Below are 19,454 nucleotides of genomic sequence, written 5' to 3' on the forward strand. Positions count from 1 at the left end.
AGGGTCATATTACTGATCCTCTACCTTCTCCCCCCTTGATTTATAAAGACCCAGTTGACTGGTTACCCAAACTTATTGAATAAAATATTTAAAAAAGGAGAGGTGGGGAAGGATGTACATCAATCCAATGTTAAACCAAAGTGAGAAGAGAATTAGAAGGAAACGTTCGGATGCCAAGTATGATATTAAGATTCCAGTAACTGCTGATGAAAAGGAATTTATCATTAGAGCATCCATTGGACGTGGTGAATCTGAAACAAAATATTGTACGCAATTATTAAAAAGTGCATTGGGCAGAACCAAAGTGTTTGATGAATCAGAGTATCGAAATACAGGTCTTACAGTTCACATAAAGGTTAATAGAGAGATTCATGATGATATAGGTTACTATGCTGCAATATGGCAATGCAGAAGCATCAGAAAAGCTACACACCGGATATTTATGTCTTCATTAAAGCTAGAGAGAGGGGAGATTGTGTTTGAGGGCATTCAGTGAAGTGAACTTGATAAAAAAGGAAATAGAGAATCAACGTTCAGTAATATGGAGAGTACTGACCTCTTCAACAGTTTCAGTGAAGTTGTTTCTGCAAAATGAGCTATTATTTAGAGCAAAGAACTTGTGTGAAGATGTGGCAGATTTAACTGAGGAGCACTATAAATTAGATGATCTTGTACAGTTCCTCTTGGAAGATATTGTTGATTATGTGAAGCGGAAACAAAACATTAAGTACATGCATTCATTATTTTTAAAGTTCGATAAGTCTACCCACAATGTTAGATTAAAACATTATAAAAACTTATCTGATGAAATAAAGCCTTTATATCCAATGAATAGAGAAAAAGTTGTTGACTGGTCAAAAATTAGATTGCGAATTGAACGGAAGGATGTATTAAGGTTAGAGGTGCTGTTAGCAGATATGAGTAAAGTGTATGCTGATCATCATTTCACCGTAGAGAGAGTATTGGAGATATTACTCATTGATTTTGTATCTAAATATGAGAAAGGGGAAGCTACCAAGATATTGAGAAAAAAATAGGAAGAAGACCACCGAGCATATTTATGCTTTGTGGTCTTCTTTAACATATTCAATAACCTCATTAATATCATTGCAATCAAGGTAAGCACAGATATTATTTATAATCTTCATCGAAACATACTGGTCTTTACTTATTTTTGCAATAGTAGCAGATGAAGTACCAATTCCTTTTTGAAGCTCTGTTTTCGATATTTGCTTTTTATGTAATGTTGCCATTAAAGGTGCGTATGTAATCATTTATTGACCTCCTTTAATTTATTATATAAAGATTTTCTTTAAATATTATAACTTATCTTTAGAAAGTTGAAAATAACGATTGACCTAACCTTTGAAAAGAGTTATTATATCTTTAGAAAGTTAAAGATATTAGTGCTCAGAAATACTTTAAAATACTTAAAAATGTTACAATTATTAAGTTATTTTGTAAAAATGTATTTAAATGTAATTTTTTTAAATGATAATATGGGGGAATAAAAATGTATAACGCTCACATAACACTCACAATAGAAGCTCAATTAAAAGGGATCTGCAAAGAAACTGCCGAGAAAGCCATTCAAGAAGCTTTACGATTGGTGTCAATGGAGTCTGCTGATGTTGGAAATGTGGAGATGAACCACATATATGGCGAAAAGGTTAAGCTGGAGATTATGGGTCATCAGGCTGAAGTTATAGAAGTGGTGGAGGGGTAGTAATTAAGTAATAAAAATCTTATTATATTCATTAATATTTCTCTTTATGAATAAAAACCACTTGATTTCTGTGGATATCTGCTCTATATTTAGTATCATTAAGACCTTAAAATAGTCTTAGAAATACTAAATATTAAGTTACTCATAAACTGAATAAGAATATGGTTAATACATAACAAACCCTTGATATATAAAGGCTTGGCAAATAAAAAACGGAAGCTTTATAACGGGAATATTAAAACGGATTATTATCAATTTTTTGGGCCTCGTCCACCTCGTAAGGAAGAAATAAACTAATCAACGCAGTAAAGCTGTTCATAATGAGCAGCTTTTTTTATATATTTCACTATAATATTATTATGTAAACAAGTAATTGCTTAATGAATATTTAATCCCAAAAAGGTGCATAGTATGTAAGGAGAACATCGAAACGAGGGATGATAATGAGTGAGCCGTATAATGAGTTAAAGCAAGTAGAAATGGCGATTAAGTCTGCGCAGCGCATGGTCGGTCAAGCGACAATGAGTATGGACCCTGATCAGCTTCAAGCAGCAACAGATGCTGTAAATCAAGCGAGGGAACAATACAAAAAAGCGGCTTCCCATCAAACAGGCGTAGACGCTGCTTTCTTTGAATTTTCAGAAGAGCTGCTTGAGAAGGCAGATACACAATTAAATGAAGCAAAAAAATAACCGAGCTCCATTGAGCCGGTTATTTTTTTATTTGTTCGTCTTCTAAATCTGGATGATCGGTCTGCTCAAATTTAGGACTGTAAAAATCGAGATATCCCAAATCTTCATTGTAATCGATTGTCATCCCGTCCAAATACCAAAAATCGTCTTCATTCACAAAAAAAGTAACTCCGTTTTTGTTTAACGTATAAGATGTTTTTTGTGGTGAATCTTTAATGACTCCAACTGAGAAGCCGCCTGAGCCAACTCCGCCGACTCGAACAAACAAACGAAGAGTATCTCCTTTTTGTAAAGGGATCTCATTTATATAAAAAGTGCTTGCGCTTTCTGTTAATTTCAAATTCATTTAATGTACCCCCTTCAATCCTTTCCACAATATCATAAAATTCGACAAGTTCCTAGAAAAAACGTTGCTAAGAAGCAGGAAATTTGATTCGGATGACGAATTGAATGAAAGGAACAAATGTTGAAATTTAAACTTGCATAATTAAATGTAAAATACTTACATAATTGAAAGGTGGATAAAAGATGAGTGAACGTATCAAAAAAGTAGAACAAGATTTTCTAGCATACACTAAGAAGATGGAGGATTACGGACAGGCTTTATCTCTCCTAGCTTGGGATGCAAGAACAGGTGCTCCGAAAAAAGGAATCCAGCAGCGTTCAGAAGTGATTGGAACGCTCTCATCAGAATTGTTTCAATTATCAACATCAGAGGAGATGGGAAGCTTCTTAGGTGAATTGCGAGAAGAGGGTGCAAAAGAGCATCTATCAGAAATTACTCGTAAAAGTGTAGAGCAGTGTCATAAAGAATTTGAGCGGAACTTAAAAATTCCAAAAGATGAGTATAAGGAATATGTGATGCTTCAATCGCAGTCAGAATCAATCTGGGAGGAAGCTAAGGATAAAGCTGATTTTGAGATGTTCAAACCGAACTTAGAGAAGCTTGTAGAGTTTAAGAAACGTTTTGTCGGCTACTTAGGACATAACGGCAACCCATACAATACATTGTTAGATGATTATGAGCCAGGTGTATTTGTTGATACGATCGATAAAGTGTTTGGCGAGCTTCGCGATCAGCTGATTCCTCTAGTCAAAGGTGTCACTGAATCAAGCCATCAGCCAAAGACAGACTTTTTATTTGAAAACTTTCCTCGTGAAGCTCAACAAGCGTTAAGTAAAGATATTTTAAAGGAAATCGGATATGACTTTGGTGCAGGGCGTTTAGATGAAACGGTACACCCGTTTGCTATAGGCATTAATCCGAATGATGTACGTGTGACAACAAAATACAATGAAGCTGATTTCCGTGTTGCGTTGTTTGGCACGATTCACGAGGGCGGTCATGCGCTGTATGAACAAAATATTTCTCAAGACTTGATCGGTACACCTCTTTGTAACGGCACGTCAATGGGAATTCATGAATCACAGTCATTGTTCTGGGAAAAGTTTGTTGGGAAGAACTTCGGCTTCTGGGAGCGTAATTATGACTTGCTGAAAAAGCATTCATCTGGCCAGTTTGATGATGTGTCGCTTGAAGATTTCTACTTTGCTGTTAATCAGTCGAAACGTTCATTAATCCGCATCGAAAGTGACGAGCTGACTTATTGCCTGCACATTATTCTTCGTTATGAGCTTGAGAAAGCATTAATGCAGGGGGATATTGAAGTGCGTGATCTACCGGGTCTGTGGAATGAGAAGATGGAAGAGTATTTAGGGATCAGACCGAGTCATGATGGCGAAGGAGTACTTCAGGATGTACATTGGTCGTTTGGTGCATTCGGCTACTTCCCGTCTTATGCATTAGGATATATTTATTCAGCGCAATTAAAAGAAGCGTTGGAAAACGATCTTCCTCAATTTGATGAGCTGATCCGTACAGGAGAGTATGCACCAATTCAGAGCTGGATGACGGATAATGTTCATCAGTTTGGAAAAATGAAGAAGCCAGCTGATATTATTAAAGATACAACAGGCGGCGGCATTGACTCCAAACCGCTTGTTCGCTACTTAGAAGAAAAATATCGCCGTCTATACAAACTCTAAGCAAAAGAGCTGCATATATTGCAGCTCTTTTTAATTTGCTTAAATTATTATAATTTCACATACCTTATTAAATTCTGAATTATAGGACAGGTAACTAAACAAAGAACAACCAAATTGAATAGAATATAGCAAGTTATCCTATACTTGTGCTAGAGGTGATCATGTAGATGGATATTGTGATTTTCGAACCGAGAAAAGAGCCATTTAAAACAAAAATAAACAATAAACAAGAAATCGAACAAATTCTTGGCGGTCCATACAGTGAGTTTATATACAAATCAAATGGAGAAGAGTATGCGGCTTTTTGTCATAAAGAAGGCTGGAGAAAGCATCGAGATGAAGTGGCAGCCGTATATGGAACGGTTATTCTTGCAGCAGGAAGCAGCCGACTGGAAGATGAGGATAAACATTTTTTATTTAACAACGGGATGGAAATTGAGAAGTGGGAAATCGCTCATTAAAAATTAGAGAGGTTTCTATATTTATATAGGTTGTTTTACTCAAAAAGGGTGAGGGCAGCCTGAGGTAGATACAGAACAAGGAGCTGACTAATCAGCTCCTTGTTTTTGGTGAGATGGTTGTTTAACTAATAGAAAAGGTACATATAGCAGTCCATACATAAAGAGAGCAATGAACTCAAGCTGAAAAATATACCATGGGTAAGGACCGAGGAAATCAAGAATGCTTGGTCCTACTGGTTTGTGAGCTAAGAACATATAATTTGCACCTGTTAGAACGTTAATGAAAAAAACGAGAAGTGCAATTACATTTAAGGCAGCAAATGATTTTAAAGCTGATTTCCAAGTGATTGGGTATTTTTCAACCCAGGCCATATAGAGAATGGCTAGAATAATCGCGGCATGAGCGATGAAAAAATGAAAAAAACGATAATGAGGAAACGTATAAAATAAATCTGGTGTAATAATGGCCTGCAGCGCACCAGCTAACCCAAAGAAATAGACGATTTCAAATATAAATGACTGACGCGTAATCAGCATATAAATACAAATAAATAAACTGATCGTACAAAGTTGTGCAGGCAGATGAAATCTCACATCCCAAATTCCGGATAGGACTGTCCAGGCGAGAAAGCTCACTTCTGATAAAATCAGCAAGCATATCAGTGCATATCTGCCGAATGATTGCATGTATGGTTTATGGCGGTGTAGATAGAGCAGAACCGATAGAATAAGTAAGATACCTATAGAAAGTAAATGGGCTGTAGACAAAAAGAGAGGCGCCTCTGCATACTGCCCTGGAGCAAAAATCGTATCTATAAAACATCACCTCAAGTAATAAGTTGTTCGCTTTAGTTTACCATAAAAAAACAATTTTCATTTATGAAATGGAGAGTCTTGTGATCGCTTCTTTTCTAGCATCGTCTTGAACATGGGCATAAACTTGTGTAGTGGCAACCGATTCGTGACCGAGAAGACTTTGAACGGTTAAGACATCCACTCCTTTTGATACAAGTGCTGTAGCAAAGCTGTGGCGTAGTTTATGAGCAGTGATCGGTTTATGTTGCAGAGACGGTGCATATTGTTTTGCTCGGTGTAATTGACGCTGAATCATCTTTTGCAATGCGCTGACTGTTACCTGCTTCGTATATTCTTGGCTTTGAAAATCGTACCCAATAAACAGATGGTCTTCACTTTGCTTAGGTCGCGATTTAATTGGCAGGGAGTCAAGATAGTAAGTTAATACGTCAATTGTTTCATAGGAGAGCGGAATGCTGCGCTCTTTATTTCCTTTCCCTTGTACTTTTAGAATGTTCTCTCCTTTATCAAAATCCTTCATCTTTACATTGGCTAACTCCGAAATTCGTAAGCCTGAACTTATTAATAAATAAATAACGGCATAATCACGCGCTAATAGTTTTTCTGCATACTTTTTTTGTCTGAATGATAGACTGCTAGTGTCTTTAACTGCTTTTAACAATAGCTGAGCTTCGTTGATTGTCAAGAAAACAGGATCTCGCTTCCCGACCTTTGGACGCTCGACACCAAGAACTGGGTTCGTTGTAGTCTCTCCTTTTTTTACAAGGTAATCAAATAGCGATTGCAAGGCAGAAATTTTTCGGTTAATCGTTCTCGGCTCATTTTCAACCTCAAGAGAGAGAGAGGTAATGTAGTGTTCAATCGCTGCTTTTTCAATTTGTAAAAAATCTTCTAATGTGACAGCTGCTGGTTGGAAAGAAGGATCTTCTGAGACTCTTTTTACGTAATGGAAAAAATAATGATAGTCATAAATATATCTTTGAATCGTCTGCTTAGAATAACCGAGTGATACACGGCTTATGAGATATTGCTGGATAAATAGAGGAAGCTGTTCTATTTTTCTATATTGCTGTTTAATTGCCTCTGGCAGGAAATCTGTCTTTATATCAGTCTTCTTATGTAACTCATTTAATTTTGCAAAGAATGACACAGTATTCACCTCATTAGTAGTTTAACGTAAAATCTACGTTCTGTGAAATGTTGATTTCATGGAACGTAGATAATTAGTTTGGAAGATACTTCTAAGAGCAATTGACAATTACCTGAATAAATTGTTAACTTAATATATAAATAGGTTAACAAATAATTGATACTTGAATTGAAGGTGATAGAGTGCAACTTGAGCATATATATTTCAGCGTCAGAATGAGAGCAGCACAAGGTGGATCTCATGAACAAGGAGGCAAGCATATCTCAGGCGGGGAAAGGATTGTTCCGTATCATGACCTCTCCCCATGTATGGCAGAATTAGCTGAAAAAGGCCTGAATCATTCGCGTGGCAAGCCTGACTTTATGAACATTCAATTTGAACGAATTGAAGAGACGGTAACATACGTGTCACCATTGCCTGTTGGTACCCACGTTGTATCTTCAGTGACTGACGGGCAAGCGACCGCTCGATCATTACTAACTGAAGCTGGGATTGAACCTCTGGTAATTGAAAAGTCCTATCATGTGATATCACACCTAACTGAATTACAAGGGGCTCTTTTCATAGATACTGCTACTGGTCAAAGGTTGGACGACCCTATAAAAAATGGAGTCAGAGTATCAAGGATGGATTGGCCTTTGGATGACTTTAGCTGCTGGTCAAACGAATACCAACTGTCGCCTAACATACGAATGAAAGAAGCTTTGACCTTAGCAACAAAGGTCACTCAACACCCTGCAACCATCGCTGAATTATGCTGGTCAGATGATCCTGATTATGTTACTGGATATGTGGCAAGTCAGAAGTTTGGATATCAGCGAATATCTCAGCTAAAAGAATTGGGCGAAGAGAAAGGCTGCCGCATATTCTTTGTTGATCAATCAAAAATGAAAGACTTGGATGCCTATATAAATTATTTAACAACACAGCCAGTGCTGATTCGTTGGAAACAGGAGGTGATAGCTGATGAGTCTCGATCAATGGCTGGCCGAGCGGCTGAGTAATACAAAGAACGCAGGTTTATACCGGACCCTACGTAAAATGGAACAAGCTCCGAGTCGCACGAATATCATTGATGGACGAAAGCAGCTTGTTTTTTCATCTAATAATTATTTAGGGTTAGCAGCAGATGTAAGAATAAGTGAGGCTGCAAAGCTGGCGTTAGAAGAGTTCGGTACTGGCAGTACTGGTTCTAGATTAACGACTGGCAATGCATCGTGGCATGAAAAACTGGAAGGGAAACTCGCTTCTTTTAAGCAAACAGAGGCAGCATTACTATTTTCAAGCGGTTACTTAGCGAATATTGGTGTTCTATCATCTATCCCTCAAGAAGGGGATATTATTTTAAGTGACGAGTTAAATCATGCAAGTCTGATTGATGGCTGCAGATTATCAAAAGCAGACAAAAGGATCTACCCTCATCTACATATGGAAATGCTCGAAAATCTATTAAAAGAGAGCATGCATTACAACCATCGATTTATTGTAACAGACGGTGTGTTCAGTATGGATGGAACGATTGCGCCCCTTGATAAGATCAGGCAATTAGCTGATACGTATGATGCTTATCTTGTTGTTGATGATGCTCATGGAACAGGTGTAACCGGAGAAACTGGCATAGGGACATGTGAACGTTTTGGGGTGGCCTGTGATGTAATTATTGGCACATTAAGCAAGGCTGTCGGATGTGAAGGAGGCTTTGCAGCTGGTTCACGAATCCTTATTGATTTTCTCAGAAATCATGCGCGAAGCTTTATCTTTCAAACGTCGATCCCCCAAGCGAGCTGTGCTGCGGCTTACTCTGCATTAGAAATCATTGAATCTGATAAAAGCCGTATGCAACAACTAAAGAAGCTTTCAAATCACATTCGCAAAGTATTAGTAGAAATGGACTTTTGTATCCGCGGGGAAGAAACGCCTATCATCCCTGTTATCATAGGTGATACTTATAAAGCTACTCAATTCGCAGAAAAGCTAAAAGCAAAAGGCATATTCGCACCAGCCATACGACCTCCTACTGTAGCGGAAGGGGAAGCACGAATCCGTCTGACAGTGACAGCTGATCATACCGAAGAAGATGTTAACTACTTGCTACATAGTTTCTATTTAATAGGAAGAGAGATGGATATTATACAAAATACAAAGATAGGATCATCTAAAGGAGAGGATCATCATGAATACCGTTAGCCAAACGAAAGCAAAACAGATTCGTCTTAAAAGAGATGACTTATTTAAAAATCCGTATGGCTTGTATAAACGATTACGCGAGAGAGGTTCGATTTATAAAGGAAGTATACTAAAGCAGCCCGGATGGTTTGTAACAGGATACAAAGAAACAGCCCATATCCTAAAAGATCCATCTTTTTTTACTCGCATTCCTTTACCTGAATCGACAGAAAAATACAGCCACCTAAAACAAATTCAAAGCAAGATGATGCTTTATATGAACCAAGAAGATCACCGCAAGCTGCGGCTGCTTGTGAACAAAGGGTTCACACCCAAGCAAATAGCGGGATTCAGACCTTTAATAGAAGAAGTCGTTGATTTTCTTTTAGACGAACTTATTGTAAAAGAAGAATTTGATGTTGTATCAGATTTCGCCTTTCCACTTACGAGCTTGGTCATTGCGACCATTTTAGGAGTGCTGGAAGAGGACCGGGAAACATTTCGAGATTGGGCAGCTTTATTACTTCAATCAATAGATTTTTCACGTTCTCATAAAACATTAGAAGCAAGTGATCAATTGGCTGAAGAGCTGAGCGAGTATTTCTCTTCATTAATCGTCAAAAAAAGAGCGGAGCCGGGCGACGATCTTATTAGTCTGCTGATTATAGAAAATGATTGTACGGAAGATGAATTAATTTCTACATTTATATTGCTTGTCATTGCTGGTCACGAAACAACAGTCAATTTAATTAGCAATACCATTCACTCCTTTCTAAAGCACCCTGAACAATGGGAGGTGTTAAAGCGAAACCCTTCTTTGGCTGGTTATGCAATTGAAGAAGTTCTAAGGTTCGAAAGTCCAACACAGCTAACGGCCAGAGTGGCGATGAAGGATACAGAAGTGGCAGGCAAACACATCACATGCGGAGAGCAGCTATATCTTATGCTCGGGGCAGCGAATAGAGATCCTGACGTATTTGATGAGCCTGATGAATTTCTCATTACAAGAAAACAGGTGCCGCATCTCTCTTTTGGATTAGGTGCTCATTTTTGTCTAGGTTCCACACTTGCCAGGTTAGAAGCACAGATTGCCCTATCTCAGTTTAGTAAACGTGTTCACACGTACAACCAAACAAAGGCAGAAATTAAGTGGCGGCCGCTGACAGGATTTCGGGCCCTTGAAGAACTAAGAATCACAGTGCAAACGTCTAACTAGTCCTCTTTGTCTCTTGATTAGCTAAATGGTAGAATCAAAGACAATGGAGGGGATTAAGATGAGTTATAGAGATCTGAATATTTCTACTGTTTTAATAATTAGCCCTATGTATGGTGAATTAAAAAGATTGATAGAAAAAGAGAATGTAGAGCAGAGCTTTCGATTTAAGCCTGAAGATGAGGTTACTGACGAAGATTTAGATTGGGCAGATGCCGTCGCTTGCTTTAACACTCAAACGGATTTTAACTACAGTAAAGTGAAATGGGTTCATTCGCTTGGAGCTGGTGTTGATCGTTTCTTACATAATAAAACCTGGGATAAAGAGGTATTACTCACAAGAACGATTTGTTCATTTGGTCAAAGAATCGCAGAATATACACTTAGCTATGTATTACAAGACCTGCAGCACCATCAATTATTTCAAAAGGATGGCAGGGAAAAACTGTGGAAGCCGCGCACACCTGGTTTATTAAAAAATTCAAAAGCAGTTATCTACGGTACAGGTGAAATTGGACAGGTAACAGCGAAAGTGCTCTCCCAATTTGCCATGGAAGTATACGGGGTTTCGCGAAGCGGGAGGAAAAAAGACTTTTTCAAAAAAGTATTTACTATCGATCAACAGGAACATACAGATCAAAGCGAATGGAAGGATGCGGATTACATCATTAACACCCTGCCGCTTACCGTTGAGACGGAAGCTCTATTTAATAGACAATTCTTCTCACAATTTACAGAAGCCGGCTTTATCAATGTCGGTCGCGGGGCCTCGGTAGACGAAGAAGCGCTTATTGAAGCATTAGATGATGATAGGCTGCGCTTTGCTGTTCTTGATGTATTTAAAGAAGAACCGCTTCCTTCCGGGCACCCTTTTTGGGAGCATCCTAACATTACGATTACTCCTCATATCTCTGCTGTGACAACGGCTGATGAGGCTGTTGCTTGTTTTATTGATACGTTACGTAATATAGAACGAAACGAGGCGCTTGTTAATCAAGTGGATATTAAAAAAGGATATTAGTCGCAGGTTTTAATATATTGGCATAAAAATTGCATTAAAAATAAGGGCAGGATTCGTTGTCGTATTGTCGAATGAATCTATGAAAAAAGAAAGTGTTAATATAGCGTTTCACAACATGAAGGAGGACAAGAGTTATGAGAGAAGTAGTAATCGTAAGTGCTGCGCGTACGCCGGTCGGAACATTTGGAGGGGCATTATCAAGTGTACCTGCAGTCGATCTAGGTGCCGTTGCGGCAAAGGAAGCAATTAAGCGTGCAAATATCCAGCCGGAGGACATTGATGAAGTACTAATTGGTAACATTTTATCAGCTGGTCTTGGGCAGAACGTTGCTCGTCAAGTAGCAATCTATGCTGGTCTTCCGGAAACAACACCAGCCCTGGCAATTAATAAATTATGCGGATCTGGTCTTCGTACCGTTAGTATGGGAGCACAGTTTATTGCTTTAGGCGATGCTGATGTGATCTTAGCTGGTGGTGTAGAAAACATGAGCCAAGCGCCTTACGTAATGCCAAACGCTCGTTGGGGCCAGCGTATGGGTGATGGCAAATTAGTTGATACGATGATCTATGATGCTTTAACTGATAAATTTAATAACATTCATATGGGAGTAACAGCAGAAAATATTGCTGAGAGATGGGAACTTACACGTGAGATGCAAGATGAATTCGCTCTTCGCAGTCAAAATCGTGCTGAAAAAGCACAAAAAGAAGGCGTATTTGCAGAAGAGATCGTTCCTGTACCTGTACCGCAGCGTAAGGGCGAGCCAGTAATGGTCGATACAGATGAGCATCCTAAGCACGGCTTAACTCTTGAAAAGCTTGCTAAGCTGCGTCCTGCATTCAAAAAAGACGGTACCGTAACCGCTGGTAATGCATCTGGTATCAACGATGGTGCTGCAATGGTAGTACTAATGGCTAAAGAGAAAGCAGAAGAGCTAGGCATTGAGCCATTAGCAACGATTAAATCTTACGGTAATGCGGCTCTTGATCCAAAGATCATGGGTTATGGTCCAGTACCTGCAACGAAAAAAGCATTAGCTAAAGCTGGTCTTTCAGTTGAAGATCTTGACCTTGTAGAAGCAAACGAAGCATTTGCAGCACAATCACTTGCAGTAGTGAAAGACTTAGGGCTTGATCCTGAGAAAGTGAACGTAAACGGCGGAGCGATTGCTTTAGGCCACCCTGTAGGAGCTTCAGGTACACGCGTACTTGTTACCCTTCTGCACGAAATGAAGCGCCGTGATGCTAAGCGCGGTCTTGCAACGCTGTGTATCGGCGGCGGACAAGGAACAGCATTAATTGTAGAACGTCCATAATCGATCTGCCAAAAAGAGAGCCCATCATGGAGCTCTCTTTTTTGTGCTATACTATTGGGTATGATGCTAGATCTTACATGATTGTTAGTAAGGGATGAGGGATTGCTTTATGAACATGAAAGATTTTGTAGGTGCGATTGAGAGATCTTATGAGCAGATGGAGGCGATCATTCGCTCTCTTCCATTTGGTACGATTCTCACTGATTTAGATCAAACTATTCTCTTTCATAATGAAACGGTGCAAAAAATATTTAAACGTCCTGCCGACGGAATCAATGGCGAAGTGTTAACGACGTACGTCGACCCGAATTTATTAGACGGGATAGCGGAAGGCACCAATATTCATATTGATTTTCGTGGTCACACATTTGTATTGAGAAAAGAACATACGACGATAAATGACCAGCTTTACTACGTCTACTTATTTTCCTCCGTTAAAGGATTAGAAGAAATTCTTTCAGCTAGCAGTGAAAAAACCGAGTTGTTAGAAACAGTTATGGAGTTTGCGTTTGACGGCGTAGTTATGGTTGATAAAGATGGTTACATCACAATGCTGAGCAAGGAATATGCTGAGTTTCTTAATGTCCGGGTTGAAGATGTGATTGGCAAACATGCAACCGACGTCATTGAAAATACACGGATGCATATCGTTGCAAAAACGGGAAAGCCTGAAGTAGCTGATTTGCAGCGAATTAAAGGTGACTACATGATTGCAACCCGTGTACCGATCATAAAGAACGGTGAAATTACAGGTGCTGTGGGCCGGGTGTTGTTTCAAAATGTAGGCGGTTTTAATTCTTTATATAAACGAGTCAAGCTGATGGAGACTGAGCTGAAGAAATATAAAGGTGAATTTCGCGAACAAAATAAAGCTACCTATACGTTTCATCATATAGTAGGTGATAGTGATTCTATTATAAAGGCGAAGCACCAAGCGGAACGAGCCGCAAATAGTGACTCGAATGTTCTGCTGCTCGGGGAGAGCGGTACAGGAAAAGAGCTCTTTGCCCATGCGATTCATAATGCCGGAAGTCGAGCGCCTGGGTCATTTGTAAAAGTAAACTGCGCTGCGATCCCCCCTGACCTTCTTGAATCTGAGCTATTCGGGTATGAAGAAGGATCCTTCACTGGTGCGAAAAAAGGCGGAAAGAAAGGGAAGTTTGAAGCAGCCGATGGGGGAACGATTTTCTTAGATGAAATAGGTGAGCTTCCGCTTCATATGCAAGTGAAGTTTTTAAGAGTGCTTCAAGAAAAAGAAGTAGAGCGTGTCGGATCAACGACGAGCAAACCGATTGATGTGCGTGTCATCGCGGCCACCAATCGAAATTTAGAAGAAATGGTGGATAAAGGTGAATTTAGATTAGATTTATTTTACCGGCTGAATGTAGTTGCGATCCACATTCCTCCTCTTAGAGATAGAGAAAAGGATCTCGGACAGTTATGCCTCCATTTCATTGAAAAATTAAATCCGATTATGAAGAAGAAAGTAGATGGCATCTCAAAAGATGCGCAGCGCCTTCTTCATCAATATAAATGGCCCGGAAATATTCGGGAGCTTGAAAATGTGATTGAGAGAGCATTAAATATGTTAGATAATGGTACGGTTATTAATTCAGAGCATCTTCCGGCAAAGCTAACGGATACACCTAGTAATCATTCGGTTGAATTGTTGGCTGTTTCGATTGAGAAGGCAGAAAAAACAGCCCTTATGAATGCTTTAAAACAAACAAAAGGCAACCGCTCAAAAGCTGCCTCACTTCTAGGAATCAGCCGATCTACCTTTTATGAAAAGTTAACGAAATATCAACTATAGACTGCACCTTGGAGGAATTCCAAGGTGTTTTTTTATTATTATACTGAGAAAATGTAACCTGTATTTACCAAGTGTTCGGATAACAAGACACTATAAAGCGTTTTCGGAAAAAGTGTCCGGAAAAAAATACGTTGGTATTGGAGGTGTGTTCGGAAAATCAGACAAAAAGGGCCATAGTGACTGCTTTACTGAACATTTGCTTCACTCCATCTTTATGTAAGCCCTATCATTCCGTCTTTTTTAAAAAAATAAAAGTTGGCACACCTCTTGCATATACAACTTGCGTACTTTTCTTTATGTAAGGTAGAGAAAGCGTATTCATAGATGTTGTAGGAGGGAAAGGTATGATTAATAAGGTAAAAACTGCAGAAGAAGCCGTTAAAATGATTAAAGACGGTTCAACGGTTGCAACAGGAGGGTTCGTTGGGAATGGACACCCTGAAGCACTAACTTCTGCTCTTGAAGAGCGTTTCGTTAAAGAGCAAATGCCTCAAGACTTAACGTTAATGTATGCAGCAGGACAAGGTGATGGGAAAGAAAAGGGATTGAATCACCTCGGACATGAAAAGCTTGTATCTCGTGTCGTGGGAGGACATTGGGGACTTGCACCAAAGCTGCAAAAGCTGGCAATTGATAACAAAATTAAAGCGTATAATTTTCCGCAAGGAGTTATTTCACATTTATTCCGTGATATTGCAGCAGGTAAGCCTGGTACGTTAACACATGTCGGTCTTAAGACATTTGTTGACCCGAGAAATCAAGGCGGTAAATTAAATGAGAGTACTACAGAAGATCTTGTGTCTCTTATGGAAGTTGGCGGAGAAGAATATTTATTCTACAAAACCATTCCAGTCCATGTTGCACTCATCCGCGGATCTTATGCTGATGAGGCAGGAAACTTAACGCTTCACAAAGAAGCAGGAACACTTGAAATTCTATCCATGGCACAAGCGGCGAAAAACTCAGGCGGCATTGTCATTGCTCAAGTTGAAAAAGTCGTAGCTAAAGGCAGCCTGGACCCACGTCTTGTTAAAGTACCTGGTATTTTAGTCGATGCAGTTGTTGTAGCCGATGCAGAGCATCATATGCAAACTTTTGCTGAGCAGTACAATCCGTCATACTGTGGAGAAATTAAAGCAGTGAATCGTGACCTTCCTAAGTTGAAACTAGATGAGCGTAAAGTGATCGCACGTCGTTCTGCAATGGAACTTGAGCCTTATGCTGTAACAAATCTTGGAATCGGCATGCCTGAAGGTGTTTCAATGGTAGCAAATGAAGAAGGTGTCGATCACTTGATTAACTTAACAGTTGAATCAGGTCCGATCGGCGGAATTCCAGCTGGCGGAATGAGCTTTGGTGCTTCTATTAATCCAGAATGTATCGTTGATCAGCCTTATCAATTTGATTTCTACGATGGCGGCGGACTCGATGTTGCATTCCTTGGTCTAGCACAGCTAGATGGAAACGGAAACGTTAACGTTAGTAAGTTCGGGCCGAAAATTGCTGGAGCAGGCGGATTTATTAATATCACTCAAAATGCAAAACGCGTGGTATTCTGCGGCACGTTCACAGCAGGCGGCTTAAAGGTAGACGTGAATGATGGCAAGCTTTCCATCAATAATGAAGGCAAAATCAAGAAATTCTTAGCAGATGTGGAGCACATCACATTCAGCGGAGAGTATGCAAATGAAACGGGCCAAACCGTCCTCTATATTACAGAACGTGCGGTATTTGAACTTGGAGAAAATGGTGTCGTCTTAACTGAGATTGCACCAGGTGTTGATCTAGAGCGTGACATCTTAGATCAAATGGACTTTAAACCAATCGTATCTGAAAATCTTAAAACAATGGATGAACGTATTTTCCGTGATGAGAAGATGGGTCTTGAACTCACAAACGGAAAAGCTGTTCTTTCTAATTAAGTTTACTAAGGGGGAGAAAGAATGTTAGGTATCGTTTTAGGTCTTGTATTATTAATGTTTCTTGCATATCGCGGCTGGTCAATCATCTGGGTTGCACCAATTACAGCTGGTGTTGTAGCAATATTCGGCGGCCTTGATCTCTTAGATGCATATAAAAATACGTACATGGAAGGCTTCGTAAACTTTGCGAAATTATGGTTCCCTGTATTTATGCTTGGAGCAATTTTTGGTAAACTGATGGAGGATACTGGTGCTGCTAGTTCAGTAGCTTCGATGATTACTAAAGTTATTGGTAAACAACGTGCGATTTTAGGCGTAATTGTTGCTTGTGCAGTATTAACATACGGCGGAGTTAGTTTATTCGTTGTCGTATTTGCGGTATATCCTTTAGCGATTGCGCTATTCCGTGAAGCAAATATTACACGCCGCTTAATTCCTGGTACGGTTGCGCTTGGGGCGTTTACGTTTACGATGACAGCTGTTCCTGGTACACCGCAAATTCAAAACCTTATTCCGACTGAGTACTACGGTACAACAGCGATGGCAGCACCTTTTATGGGGATCATCGCAGCTCTTGTCATGGGTGTCGGCGGATATGTTTATTTAACTTGGAGAGAAAAGCAAACACGCGCTGCAGGCGAAGTGTTCACTGAGCCTAAAGGCCAAGAAATTAAGGAAATTGACGAAGCTAAGCTTCCAAATCCAATCTTGTCGTTCTTACCTTTAGTTGCTGTAATTTTCACATTGAATGTATTCAACTGGGATATCGTCGTGGCTTTAATCACAGGTATTTTGATGATCATCGTGTTCAACTTTAAAATGGTTTCTAAGTTTATTGACTCTGTCAACAAAGGCGCAAGCGGATCTGTTATTGCTATTGTTAACACAAGTGCTGCTGTAGGATTTGGTGCGGTTGTAAGAGCCGTTCCTGGATTTGAAAGGCTGACTGAGTTTGTAATGGGGATTCAAGGAAGCCCGCTAATCTCTCAAGCTGTAGCGATTAACATTCTTGCTGGTTCAACTGGTTCAGCATCAGGCGGTATGGGTATTGCCCTAGAAGCATTAGGTGACCGTTACATGGAGCTAGCGGCTCAAACAGGCATTGACCCTGAAGCGTTCCACCGTGTCGCATCGATCGCATCAGGTGGTTTAGATACGCTGCCGCATAACGGAGCTGTTTTGACATTGCTTACGATTACAGGCATGTCACACAAAGATTCATATAAAGATATTTTCGTCGTTGGTTGTGCGATTCCAGTATTAAGTGTTATTGTCGCAATCATTGTTGGTTCAATCGGTATTATTTAATAAAACGATCATTTAATCATTTCTAGGAGGAATAATTATGAAATTACAAGATAAAGTAGCAGTTATTACAGGTGCAGGCCGTGGAATCGGTGAAGCAACAGCATTTAAATTTGCTAAAGAAGGCGCAAAAGTGGTTGTAGCTGATATGAACGAAGATGAAATTAACGCAACGGTTGCAGCAGTAAAAGAAATGGGTGCAGAAGCGACTGGCTTTGTTGTGAATGTTACAAAGCGTGAAGAAGTGAAAAACTTAATGGCTCATGCGGTAGAGACATTCGGCCGTGTTGATGTTGTTGTAAATAACGCTGGGATTACAGCTGATGCACAACTTCTAAAAATGACAGACGAACAGTGGGACCGTGTGATTGATGTAAACCTTAAAGGTGTATTCATGGTATCGCAAGAAGCAGCAGCGATCATGAAAGAGCAGCAAGGCGGCGTAATCTTAAATGCTTCTTCTGTTGTTGGTTCTTATGGTAACTTCGGTCAAACAAACTACGCTGCAACAAAATGGGGCGTTAACGGTATGACAAAAACATGGGCAAAAGAACTTGGCCGTTTCAATGTACGTGTTAATGCAGTAGCTCCAGGATTCATCTTAACGCCAATGACAGCTAAAATGCCTGAAAAAGTTCTAGATATGATGAAAGATAAGTCTGTTCTAAACGATTTAGGAACGCCAGAAGATATTGCTAATGGATATGCTTTCCTTGCATCTGATGAAGCTCGCTTCATTACAGGAACGATCCTTAGTATTGATGGCGGGGTAGTCATCTAATTTCAATACGTATAGATAAAACAGCTGTTGAGTAAGCAGCTGTTTTATTTTTTCCTAAAATGAGCAAGAAAACCCTTTCATAATTCTGAATAGTTCGTCATAATAGAATGAGAGAGTGAGTGATGGAGATAAGATCGGAGTCAATTATGTAATAATTGATGGGGGTATGGTCTATGGAGAAGAAAACAGTAATCGTTACAGGCGGCAGTAATGGAATGGGTAAAGCAATGGCTAAGAAATTTGCAAGCCAAGGTGCATACGTCACAATCAGCGGACGTGATGAAGAACGTTTATTACAAGCTAAAAAGGAAATTGAGACCTTTGAGGGACAAGTCCTCCCTGTTGTAATGGATGTACGTGACCCGGAAAAAGTACAGCATATGGTCGATGTGACAAAAGAAACATTCGGTCAAATTGATTATTTAGTAAATAATGCAGCAGGAAACTTCCTCGTACGAGCTGAAGAGCTCTCTGAAAATGGATGGAAGGCTGTCATTGATATTGTGTTAAATGGTACATGGTATTGCACACAAGCTGTAGGTAAGGAATGGATTGCTAATAAGCAGCAAGGATCCATCACAAATATCATTGCGACATACGCTTGGACAGCAGGCCCTGGTGTAGTGCACTCAGCTAGTGCAAAAGCAGGTGTCCTTGCAATGACTCGCACGTTAGCCGTAGAATGGGGCAGCCAGTATGGCATTCGTTTAAATGCGATTGCCCCAGGTCCAATTGAGGATACGGGCGGTGCTGAGCGCTTAATTATGAATGAAGCAGCTCATAAAAAAGTGATTAACAGTATCCCTGCGAGAAGATTTGGGAAAGTAGAAGAAGTAGCAGGTCTTGCATCGTTCTTATTTTCTGAGGAAGCGAAATACATTAACGGTGACTGCATCACAATCGATGGCGGCCAATGGTTAAACAGTGCCTCTTTTCAATCGTAATAGTTAGAACATGCCAAGAGTTCTTATGGACTCTTGGTTTTTTCGTGTGGTTTTCAATGGTTTTGGGGACACTATTTATAAA

At 39.7% G+C, this 19,454-nt stretch carries 20 protein-coding genes; 16 read left to right on the forward strand and 4 right to left on the reverse strand.

Features of this window, described 5'->3' with window-relative positions; genetic code table 11:
• Positions 1-112 precede the first annotated feature (112 nt).
• Both A33I_RS04700 and A33I_RS04705 read left to right on the forward strand, forming a co-directional pair.
• A complete protein-coding gene (locus A33I_RS04700) occupies positions 113-496 on the forward strand; it encodes a hypothetical protein (protein WP_022627309.1) in 384 nt (127 codons plus the stop codon).
• Positions 480-1,037: a hypothetical protein gene (locus tag A33I_RS04705; RefSeq protein WP_022627310.1), complete on the forward strand. Its 558-nt coding sequence runs from the start codon at positions 480-482 to the stop codon at positions 1,035-1,037. The genes A33I_RS04700 and A33I_RS04705 overlap by 17 nt, the downstream gene beginning before the upstream one ends.
• Before the next feature lie 21 nt (positions 1,038-1,058).
• Here A33I_RS04705 and A33I_RS04710 read toward each other — a convergent pair whose 3' ends face one another.
• Positions 1,059-1,274 (reverse strand): helix-turn-helix domain-containing protein, encoded by a 216-nt coding sequence (locus A33I_RS04710; protein WP_022627311.1) that lies wholly within the window; start codon positions 1,272-1,274, stop codon positions 1,059-1,061.
• 239 nt (positions 1,275-1,513) lie between these two features.
• Here A33I_RS04710 and A33I_RS04715 point away from each other — a divergent pair, with 239 nt between their 5' ends.
• Both A33I_RS04715 and A33I_RS04720 read left to right on the forward strand, forming a co-directional pair.
• Complete coding sequence (locus tag A33I_RS04715; protein WP_022627312.1) at positions 1,514-1,726, forward strand: hypothetical protein; 213 nt, start codon at positions 1,514-1,516, stop codon at positions 1,724-1,726.
• A gap of 437 nt (positions 1,727-2,163) precedes the next feature.
• On the forward strand, positions 2,164-2,418 hold the full coding sequence (locus A33I_RS04720) for a DUF2564 family protein (protein ID WP_041203333.1): 255 nt from the start codon (positions 2,164-2,166) through the stop codon (positions 2,416-2,418).
• 19 nt (positions 2,419-2,437) lie between these two features.
• Here the strand turns inward: A33I_RS04720 and A33I_RS04725 are convergent, their stop codons facing one another.
• Entirely contained in the window at positions 2,438-2,764 is a 327-nt protein-coding gene (locus A33I_RS04725) for an iron-sulfur cluster biosynthesis family protein (protein WP_022627314.1), read from the reverse strand.
• Positions 2,765-2,946: 182 nt separating this feature from the next.
• On the opposite strand from A33I_RS04725, the gene A33I_RS04730 reads away from it, so the two are divergent.
• Together A33I_RS04730 and A33I_RS04735 are read left to right on the forward strand one after the other, a co-directional pair.
• The gene (locus tag A33I_RS04730) at positions 2,947-4,464 is read left to right on the forward strand and encodes a carboxypeptidase M32 (RefSeq protein ID WP_022627315.1); all 1,518 of its coding nucleotides are present in this window, start codon (positions 2,947-2,949) and stop codon (positions 4,462-4,464) included.
• 167 nt (positions 4,465-4,631) lie between these two features.
• The gene (locus A33I_RS04735; RefSeq protein WP_022627316.1) at positions 4,632-4,925 is read left to right on the forward strand and encodes a hypothetical protein; all 294 of its coding nucleotides are present in this window, start codon (positions 4,632-4,634) and stop codon (positions 4,923-4,925) included.
• An 87-nt stretch (positions 4,926-5,012) separates the two neighbouring features.
• Here the strand turns inward: A33I_RS04735 and A33I_RS04740 are convergent, their stop codons facing one another.
• Both A33I_RS04740 and A33I_RS04745 read right to left on the reverse strand, forming a co-directional pair.
• Positions 5,013-5,693 carry a YwaF family protein gene (locus tag A33I_RS04740; RefSeq protein ID WP_031311416.1) on the reverse strand — a complete coding sequence of 227 codons (681 nt, stop codon included), beginning with the start codon at positions 5,691-5,693 and terminating at the stop codon, positions 5,013-5,015.
• A gap of 109 nt (positions 5,694-5,802) precedes the next feature.
• On the reverse strand, positions 5,803-6,891 hold the full coding sequence (locus A33I_RS04745; RefSeq protein ID WP_022627318.1) for a tyrosine-type recombinase/integrase: 1,089 nt from the start codon (positions 6,889-6,891) through the stop codon (positions 5,803-5,805).
• A gap of 182 nt (positions 6,892-7,073) precedes the next feature.
• On the opposite strand from A33I_RS04745, the gene A33I_RS04750 reads away from it, so the two are divergent.
• The 10 genes from A33I_RS04750 (at position 7,074) to fadH (ending at position 19,372) form a co-directional block, all read left to right on the forward strand.
• On the forward strand, positions 7,074-7,895 hold the full coding sequence (locus A33I_RS04750) for a 6-carboxyhexanoate--CoA ligase (protein ID WP_022627319.1): 822 nt from the start codon (positions 7,074-7,076) through the stop codon (positions 7,893-7,895).
• Positions 7,858-9,078, forward strand: coding sequence for an 8-amino-7-oxononanoate synthase (gene bioF / locus A33I_RS04755; RefSeq protein WP_022627320.1), 1,221 nt, complete (start codon positions 7,858-7,860; stop codon positions 9,076-9,078). Before A33I_RS04750 ends, bioF begins: the two co-directional genes overlap by 38 nt.
• On the forward strand, positions 9,065-10,273 hold the full coding sequence (locus tag A33I_RS04760) for a cytochrome P450 (RefSeq protein WP_022627321.1): 1,209 nt from the start codon (positions 9,065-9,067) through the stop codon (positions 10,271-10,273). The genes bioF and A33I_RS04760 overlap by 14 nt, the downstream gene beginning before the upstream one ends.
• A 58-nt stretch (positions 10,274-10,331) precedes the next feature.
• The gene (locus A33I_RS04765; RefSeq protein WP_022627322.1) at positions 10,332-11,291 is read left to right on the forward strand and encodes a D-2-hydroxyacid dehydrogenase; all 960 of its coding nucleotides are present in this window, start codon (positions 10,332-10,334) and stop codon (positions 11,289-11,291) included.
• Between the two features lie 134 nt (positions 11,292-11,425).
• The gene (locus tag A33I_RS04770) at positions 11,426-12,607 is read left to right on the forward strand and encodes an acetyl-CoA C-acetyltransferase (protein WP_022627323.1); all 1,182 of its coding nucleotides are present in this window, start codon (positions 11,426-11,428) and stop codon (positions 12,605-12,607) included.
• 109 nt (positions 12,608-12,716) lie between these two features.
• Positions 12,717-14,420, forward strand: a complete 1,704-nt coding sequence (locus tag A33I_RS04775; protein WP_022627324.1) for a sigma-54-dependent Fis family transcriptional regulator — start codon at positions 12,717-12,719, stop codon at positions 14,418-14,420.
• A 344-nt stretch (positions 14,421-14,764) separates the two neighbouring features.
• Entirely contained in the window at positions 14,765-16,342 is a 1,578-nt protein-coding gene (locus A33I_RS04780) for an acyl CoA:acetate/3-ketoacid CoA transferase (RefSeq protein WP_022627325.1), read from the forward strand.
• Positions 16,343-16,363: 21 nt separating this feature from the next.
• The gene (locus A33I_RS04785) at positions 16,364-17,650 is read left to right on the forward strand and encodes a GntP family permease (protein WP_022627326.1); all 1,287 of its coding nucleotides are present in this window, start codon (positions 16,364-16,366) and stop codon (positions 17,648-17,650) included.
• A gap of 37 nt (positions 17,651-17,687) precedes the next feature.
• Positions 17,688-18,428 (forward strand): 3-oxoacyl-[acyl-carrier-protein] reductase, encoded by a 741-nt coding sequence (gene fabG / locus A33I_RS04790; RefSeq protein ID WP_022627327.1) that lies wholly within the window; start codon positions 17,688-17,690, stop codon positions 18,426-18,428.
• A gap of 173 nt (positions 18,429-18,601) precedes the next feature.
• A complete protein-coding gene (gene fadH, locus A33I_RS04795; RefSeq protein ID WP_012958633.1) occupies positions 18,602-19,372 on the forward strand; it encodes a 2,4-dienoyl-CoA reductase in 771 nt (256 codons plus the stop codon).
• The last annotated feature ends 82 nt before the right edge of the window (positions 19,373-19,454 follow it).

This window comes from Alkalihalophilus marmarensis DSM 21297 (genome assembly GCF_000474275.2).
In the GTDB taxonomy this organism is placed as follows: Bacteria; Bacillota; Bacilli; order Bacillales; family Bacillaceae_D; genus Alkalihalophilus; species Alkalihalophilus marmarensis.